This is a genomic window from Sphingomonas sp. YR710 (assembly GCF_900101455.1).
Classification (GTDB): Bacteria; Pseudomonadota; Alphaproteobacteria; order Sphingomonadales; family Sphingomonadaceae; genus Rhizorhabdus.
In genome coordinates this window covers 268,684-276,687 of record NZ_FMZJ01000005.1, presented here as the reverse complement: position 1 = coordinate 276,687, position 8,004 = coordinate 268,684, and the positions used below count along the sequence as shown (strand labels likewise).

5 protein-coding genes and 1 pseudogene are annotated in these 8,004 nt (G+C 64.7%); all 6 read left to right on the top strand.

Going from position 1 to position 8,004, the window contains the following annotated elements; genetic code table 11:
- Positions 1-219, top strand: a 219-nt coding sequence (locus BLS13_RS08555; RefSeq protein ID WP_218123252.1) for a hypothetical protein, incomplete at its 5' end; no start/stop codon positions are given.
- Positions 220-483: 264 nt separating this feature from the next.
- Positions 484-750 (top strand): annotated as a pseudogene (locus tag BLS13_RS21190) (HipA N-terminal domain-containing protein); the annotation flags it as partial.
- Positions 751-759: 9 nt separating this feature from the next.
- Entirely contained in the window at positions 760-1,635 is an 876-nt protein-coding gene (locus tag BLS13_RS08550; protein WP_176943493.1) for a type II toxin-antitoxin system HipA family toxin, read from the top strand.
- A complete protein-coding gene (locus tag BLS13_RS08545; RefSeq protein ID WP_093451343.1) occupies positions 1,632-2,630 on the top strand; it encodes a helix-turn-helix domain-containing protein in 999 nt (332 codons plus the stop codon). The genes BLS13_RS08550 and BLS13_RS08545 overlap by 4 nt, the downstream gene beginning before the upstream one ends.
- A complete protein-coding gene (locus tag BLS13_RS08540) occupies positions 2,627-6,682 on the top strand; it encodes an NACHT domain-containing protein (RefSeq protein WP_143011914.1) in 4,056 nt (1,351 codons plus the stop codon). Before BLS13_RS08545 ends, BLS13_RS08540 begins: the two co-directional genes overlap by 4 nt.
- Positions 6,679-7,995 (top strand): ATP-binding protein, encoded by a 1,317-nt coding sequence (locus tag BLS13_RS08535; RefSeq protein WP_093451340.1) that lies wholly within the window; start codon positions 6,679-6,681, stop codon positions 7,993-7,995. Before BLS13_RS08540 ends, BLS13_RS08535 begins: the two co-directional genes overlap by 4 nt.
- The last annotated feature ends 9 nt before the right edge of the window (positions 7,996-8,004 follow it).

The following is an 8,004-nucleotide window of genomic DNA, read 5'->3' as shown; positions in this document are numbered from 1 at the left end:
TCCCCCCGCTCAAAGCCAGGGACGTGTTCAAACATGGGTCAATTCTCGGTGGAAATTACTGGCCTTCCCGGGTCACTTCTCAGCGGCAATCAACAGCGCTATGAGCTGAACCGGGCGCGGGGCTGGGCCAAGAAGGAGGGCCATTGGCGCGACCGGCTCCTCTGGGGCCGCTTCAAGCTGGCGATGTTGAAAGACGGTGATGAAGCCAAGCTGGATTAGCCTGTGGCTGACGCGTTGGCGCATAGCCGATAAAGCTTGGGTTCTTTGGCGGGTCAGCGCGCTCAAAAAAGACTTAAAGCTTTTGCTTCTGCCGCATTGACCCGCCAATTTTCTCAAAGATTGATCGCCTTACAGCGGAGACAACATTTGATCGCCATGATGAGTTTGATGTCGCGAATATCAATCTTGTTTTATATTTCTTCTCGCTCTATATCCACTTGCCTTCAACATTGACAGGATCAGGCCGTCACCGACCGTAGCGCGATCATCACCTTCCGAGGACAAAGGGCGGGCCTGCTGAGCGAAGCGGGACCCGACGCCCGCTTCGTCTATGACCCGGATTGGAGCGAGACGATCGCATGCGCCTTTCCGGTCGCCACCCGCGATTTCGTATGGCGCGACGGTCTCTTCCCCTTTTTCGAGCATCTAGGGCCCGAGGGCTGGCTGCGTGGCCGTCAGGCGCGCGCGGGCCGCACCGCCAATGAAGATGACCTTGGCCTTCTCCTGACCCATGGCGCGGATTGTATCGGGGCGGTCGGCGTGTTGCCGGCCGATGGCGAAATACCGCTCCAGACGCCACAGACCGGCGACATTGAGGAAGCCGCGGTGTTGGCCAGGCGAACACTGTCGGGGGTCCAGAAGAAGCTCCTCGTCTATCGCAACGACACGGGCTTCCACCCCGCGATCGCGCGCGACGATCCGGCAACCCATATCGCCAAGTTCAACCAGGCCGACGAACCGACCCTGGTCCAGAATGAGGATCTTTCGCTGTGTCTGGCCCGGGAAATCCTCGGCGCAGCCGAGGTCACCGGCGCCGCCAAGGGCGTGGTCGCCGGCTTTGAGGGGATCGCGCTCTTGGTCGAACGCTTCGACCGGGATGGCGACCGGCGCTTGCGGCTAGAGGACTTCGCGCAAATCCTCGAGGTGCCCCATGGCCGCGATTTCAGCGGCAAATATGAATCGAGCTATGAGGAGGCCGCCCAGGCCATCCTAAAACACTCGGCCCGCGCGCGGATCGATCTCCAGCGCTATTTCGCCTTGGTCACCTTCAACATCCTGATCGGCAATGCCGACGCGCATCTCAAGAATTTCTCGCTGCTCGAGACGAAGGAGGGACTCCGGCTGAGCCCGGCCTATGACCTGCTCTGCACGCGCCTCTATCCGTTCAATAATGAGACCGCGCTCGCGATCGGCGGGGCGAAGCGCGCCCTCGAAAGCGTCGACCGCAAGGTGCTGCTTGCATTCGCCGATGCGATCGGCTTGCCGGCACGCGCCGCCGTCGCGACGCTCGATACGCTCGCTCGCCGCACTGCGGCCGCGCGCTGCCTCGATTTCGCGCCGCGGGTGGAAGCCAACGATTTCCGGGCCCGCTACAAGGGCGTCGTCACCGAACAAGCGGAAAGGATTTTCGCATGAGCGAATGGCCTCTCGACTGGCGCGCCCTCGTCGATGAGGCGACCCGCCGACGCAAGGCGGAAGGCCTGACCCAGAAAGACCTTGCCGCCCTCGCCGGGGTCAGCGCGCCCACCGTGATCGCCTTCGAGCGCGGCGAAATCAACCTGCGGCTCGAGCGCGTCTTCGCCATACTCGACGCGGTGGGACTGATCGTACAGCCGGGTGCCCCCGACAGCCTGGCCGCCTTCATTCACGCGGCCCGCAAGCGATGGGAGGAGCTGACGGCGACGCTCGACGACGACGCCCCAGCCCGGCAACCGCACGGGCACAGCGAGCAGGCCTACCGCATCGCTGGCGTCGAGGATGTGCCCGCGCTCGGCGGCCTGCGCGACATCTTGCGCCATATCCCGAAGACCTCGGGCTGGTCGCCCTTCTGGGTGCCCACCAAGGAGTCGATTCGGCCCGTCATTCGCGACGGGCTGATCGAATGCTGGATCGGCGGCGACAATGATCGCGTACTGTCCGATGCCGCACACAGCGATTTCTGGCAGATTTCGCGCGACGGAACAGCCTATCTCCAGCGGGGCTATCAGGAGGATGGCCGCGACATTGATCCGGGCACGATGTTCGATCTGACCTTGCCGATCTGGCGGACCGCCGAGGTTCTGCTCCACGCCTCGGCGCTCGCGCTCGATCTCGGCGCCGCTGCCGATACCGAGATCCAATATGTCGCCCGCTATACCGGGCTGGAGGGCCGCGAGCTCCTCGCCTGGGCACAGCCGCGCTATCGCTATGACGTTGTCGATCATCTGGTTGCGCGGTCCGAGCGCGCTGATATCGCGGTCGAGACGAGCCCCACCGAGATCGAAACCGACCTGCCCGGGGCCGTTTATCGTGCCGTGGTCGGTCTTTACGACCGCTTCGATGGGTACAACCTCCCGGCGGCGCTGGTCGAAAACCAGATCCAGGAACTGCGGCAATCGGCGGGCTTCGGCCGCCGACCGCTGCTGGGATGATGGAGACCGACGCCTCGCCGGCCGCCCCCTATGTCGCGCGGACGCTGAGCTATCAGAACGCGAAGGACGAGCGCGTCTTCGTCGAGGACGGGGCGATCACAGACTGGCCGACGCCGGTCGTGCTTTTGGGCGAGCCGGGCATGGGCAAGACCCGGCTGCTCGAGGCGCTGTCCGATAGTCCCGACTGGGTTTTTCGGTCGGCGCGCGCCTTTGTCGACCATCCGGACCCGCGCCAGCTTGTAGCGGCCGGGCAAGGCCTGATCATCGATGGCCTCGACGAACTTTCCGCGGCAAGTGAGGCCGATCCGATCTACCGCGTGCTAGGCAAGCTGATCGCCGCCGGGACGCCTCCGTTCATCCTCTCCTGTCGCGCGGCCGATTGGCGCGGCGCGGTGGCTCGCCCTGATATCGAACGCGAATATCAGGGTATGGCGCCGACCGAGATGCGGATCGAACCGCTCGACCGCACGTGCGCGACGGCGTTTCTGACCTGCACGATTGACCCAGAGCATGCCGACGAGATCATTGCCTATCTCGACGATAAAGGCTTGCGGGACCTCTACGGCAACCCGCTGACCCTGATGCTCTTCGCCGAGGTCGCGGCGGCCGGCACAACCCTCCCTGAAACCCGCGCCGAACTGATGCGTCAGGCCTGCGCCTTGATGTGGCATGAGCGTAGCGACCGGCATGACGGGAGCGCCCCAGCCAAGCTCGACGAACAATCGGCGCTCCGCGCCGCCGGCCTGGCGTCGACCGCGCTGATTCTTACCGGCGCCGAGGCATTGAGCTTCGCGCCCTCGCGCGCGGGACAGATCGGACTTCTCAGCGGCGCCGAGCTTCAGCGCTTTGCGGGCGGCACCGACGTGCGCACGATGATGGGGAGCCGACTGTTCACACCAGTCCCGGGCCGCACCGACCTGTTCCGCCCGGTCCACCGTACAATTGCCGAATATCTGGGCGCGCGCTGGTTGGCTGGGGCTGCGCAGGATGACCAGGCTCGCGCCCGGGTGCTGGCGATGCTGACGATCGACGAAGGCGTGCCCGCCTCGCTGCGCGGCCTTCATGCCTGGCTCGCCTCCGACGCGCACTTCGCGTCGGCGGTGATCGATACCGATCCCTATGGCGTGCTACGCTACGGCGATGCCGATGGACTCGCCGAGGTGAATGCGCGCCGGCTGCTGCACGCGCTGCGACGCCTCGAGGAGGCCAATCCCTATTTCCGCGCCGAAGACTGGGGCCAGCATTCGGCCAAGAGCCTTGGCCAGCTCGCGCTGCTCGACGATGTGCGCGCGCTGTTGGTGGCACCCGACACCGGCTTCCACCTGCGCACCCTTCTTCTCGGCACGGTTCGAGGCCACCCGATCGCGAGCGCGCTGGCCGACGTGTTGGCGATCATCGTCCTCGACGAAGAAGGCCGTTACCATTTCTCCGAGCGCTATGACGCGGTGAAGGCCGTCATCCGTCTCGATCGCAGCGTCCTCGACTGGCCGGCGACGTTCGACCGCCTCATCGTCCAGGGCAGCGAGGATTCGACGCGGCTCGCGCTCGAAACTATGGACGACCTCGGCTTCGAGGCGGTCGCACCCCACCAGATCGCCCGCGCTGTCCTCGCGCACCTCGGACTCCTCGATGATGTCGAGGCCGAGGAGCGCGATCATCATGCCATCGGCACGCTGCATCTTGCGAGCCGTCACATGCCAGACCCGGTCATCGGAGCAGTGCTCGACGCAGTCGCTATTCTCCATCCAGGCCGGGACGCGGACGCCGACTACCGGACCCGTTCGGAGCTCTCCGATTTTGTCTCGCATCTGATCGCGCGCTTTGTCGAACGGGAGGACCCCGACCCGGCGCGGTTGATGACGTGGTTGCGGATCACACCTGGCCGCCAGGGCTATGCGCATGACAGTCGCCAGGAGATCGCAGCCTATCTCATGAAGGCCGACACGGTCCGTCACGCGATCCAGCATGAGATCATCTTCCATGACAGGGAGCATGAACGGCTCTGGAGCCGGATGTGGCGCCTGGGCGAACTCAGCCCCCCGCTGCACATCGGCGCCGACGATGTCGTCCATTTCCTGAACCTCTTGGCCGCGCGGCCTGCACTCGATGAAAATGAGCTCGCGATCTGGCGCGAACTCGCCGAGTTTGCGCCGCGAACCGCCGACGGCCGCAACGCCGTACTCGATGCCGCGGCCCCGGTCGCTAAAGGCCATGCGGATCGCACCGCCTTTCTCAAGCAGTTGCGCAAACCACCCAAGCTCGCGTCGTGGGAGATCGAGGATCGCAAACGGCGACGCGACCGTGAACGATCGCGCGACAAGGCTTGGACAAAACACCGCGCCGATTTCAGCGCCCATGAGGACGAGGTTCGGCAGGGTGAGCTGCGCTGGATGTACCCGGTGGCGCAGGCCTACCTCGCCCTGTTTCGCGACACAGATCGCGAGCTGGCACCGGCCGACCGAGTCGGCCAATGGCTCGGCCCCGAACTCCAGATTGCCGCAGTCGCCGGGCTCGATGCGGTGTTATTCCGCGACGATCTCCCATCGGTCGATGCGGTCGCCGAGAGCTATGCCGAGTCCAAGCGTTGGAATTTCATCTACCCGATGATCGCCGGCATCGTCGAACGCGTCCAGACCGGCCGATCCCTCGCGGATGTACCGCTTGAAGTCCTGATCGCGGTGCGGATCGGGCTGCACAATGAGCATCTCAACGAACGCGTTCATGGTGAGGACGTGCAGGTAGCGATCGACGCGGCGCTGCGCGCCGATCCGGCGGTCTACGAACGCTATATTCGCCGCCTGCTCGAGCCGTCGTTTGAGAAACGTCGGACGCATATTTCAGGACTCTACAGCTTCGCGCGGACCGAGGCCGACAAGATGCTGGCCCGGCGCCTTGCCGCGGAGTGGCTCGGGCGTTTCGACCGCTTGCCGGCCGAGGTCGAACTGGAGTTGATCGATCTGCTTGCCTTTGGCGGCGATTTTGCGACGCTCACGAATATCGGCCGTTCGCGGGCGCAAGCCGGTTTCGCCGACGAGATTCGGCGCTGGCAATGGCGCGCGGTCGGGCTGCTGACCGATTTTCCGGCAATGGCGTCCGACATCGGAATGCTCGGCGCCGACGATCGCGATTTCCTCTGGTCGCTGCGCCACCGTTTGCAGGGGAGCCGGATGGAGGAGCGCCCCTTCACAGAGCTCGCACCCGAGATTCTCGCCTGGATGTTCGAGCAATTCCGACCCCACTGGCCCCGCGCCGAACGACCGAACACCGTGACGATGGGCGATCAGAATGCCTGGGACGCAAGCGATTTCCTGGCTGTCCTGATCAACTGCCTCGAAAGCGACATCTCACCCGAGGCTGCCCAGGCGATGGCGCGCCTCGGCGAGGCCCCCGAGGATGGCTACAGCGTTTCGGTCCGCTATGCCGCCGAACAGCAGCGACGTGCGCGCCGGGAGGTGAATTTCCCGGGCGTCAGCCTTGATCAGCTTCAGGACATGATCGAGGCGCGGCCGCCACGCACTACCGACGACCTGCTTATCGTGGTGCAGCACGCGATTGCCCGCTTCCAGCGCGAGCTGCGCGGTAGCGACACCGACGTCGTCAACAAATATTGGCGCGACAATGGGCAGCCACGTCTCGAGGACGAATGCACCGACCGCCTGATCGAGGATCTCGATCGGCTGCTCTTTCCCTTCGGCGTTGGCCGCGCGCCGCAGACCGATATGCCGCAGGGCAAGCGGGCCGACATCACCTTCTCCGTCGGCAGCGCGGCCTTGCCGGTCGAGTGCAAGGGACAATGGAATCCAGCGCTGTGGCGCGCCGCGGATGAGCAGCTAGGCGCGCTCTACCTCCGCGACTGGCGGGCCAGTGGCCGCGGTCTGTATCTGGTCTTTTGGTTCGGCCCCGATGTTGACACGGCCTATCGGCTCAAAGCGCCGCCCGATGGCGCGCCGAGGCCGCAGACGGCCGATGAGGCTCGGTCTCTCCTGTTGGCGCACCTGCCGACCGCGCGACGCAGCTGCATCTCCGTCGAGGTGTTGGATCTGACTCGATGAGTCAATCTTCGGCCTCCTGGCGTGGAGCGCAGGACGCCCCACAGATCGACCGGACGCTGTTGTCTGCCGCCGACGAGGGGCTCGCGACCTATGGCGCCGCTTTTCTTGCAGGCCCCTACGAGGTCGGGAAATCGGACCTTGCCCGTGAAATCGCTCGACGCTTCGGTCCGAAGGCGCTGATGCTCGACGGAAGTGACGCCCGCGATCGCCAGCGCATTCTCGGCGACGAAGACATCTTGCGGCGGCATGATGGCGGACTGGTGGTTATCGACCAACTCCAGGATTGTCCGGGCGCCGCGGATATAGTGCGCCAGCAGCTCGACAAAGCGCGTCTAGCCGGCACGGCGCCGGGGCGCTTCCTCGTTCTCGGCTCGCAGTCGACCGAAGCCCAAATGATCGTTGCGACCCGGATCGGGACACAGATGCTGCGGTTGGACTTGGCGCCGATCGGTCTTAGCGAGCTTCAGACGCCGGGCTTGAGCAGCGGCGACGCCCGCACGATGACGCTGGACGAACTGGCGTCAACCGAGACCATAGCGCGTCCGAACATGGCGATCGACCTCGAAACCCTGTGGATGCGCGGCGGCTTTCCCCGCAGCCTGTTCGCGACCGATGACGCGGCCAGTTTCGCCTGGCGCGGTGCCTATATCGACCACCTGACGAGCAAGGGCTATCGACACATCAGCCCGTTGGTGTCGGCCTCGACCTTTCGCGATCTGCTGGGTCGTCTGGCCGCCGGCCAAGGCGAGTCTTTCGAAGATCGGTCTCGCGGGGGTCTTCAGGGCTGTATCGACCATCTTGTCGATCTCGGCCTTGTCCGGCAGCTGCAGCCCTGGTCGGTCAATGTCGCGAAGCGCTACGAGAAAGGCGCCAAGGTCTTTCTGCGCGACAGCGGCCTCCTCCACACATTGCTCAACCGACGCTCGCTCCCCGATCTGCAGCAGAATGGCTATCAACTTGGCCACAGCTGGGAAGGATTTTGCATCGAGAATCTGGTGACGGCAGCGCCGCGCGCCCGACCTTTTTACTACCGGGACGCCGACAAGAACGAGATCGACCTCGTCCTCGATTATGGCGAGGAGCGGCGCCTTGCGATCGAGATCAAATCACCGGCCGCCAAGATGGGCGACGGCTTCGACGCAGCGGCGCGGGCGATCGACCCCATCGGCCAATATGTCGTGCGGCGTGTCGAGGAGAGCTACACGGATGCCAATGGCCGCCGCATCATGACCCTCCAGGATATGATCGGAATTGTGCGCGATACCGCGACCTCTTCAATCCGCCAAAAGGGAGCGCCGCACAGCGTATCCTGATCCACTGGA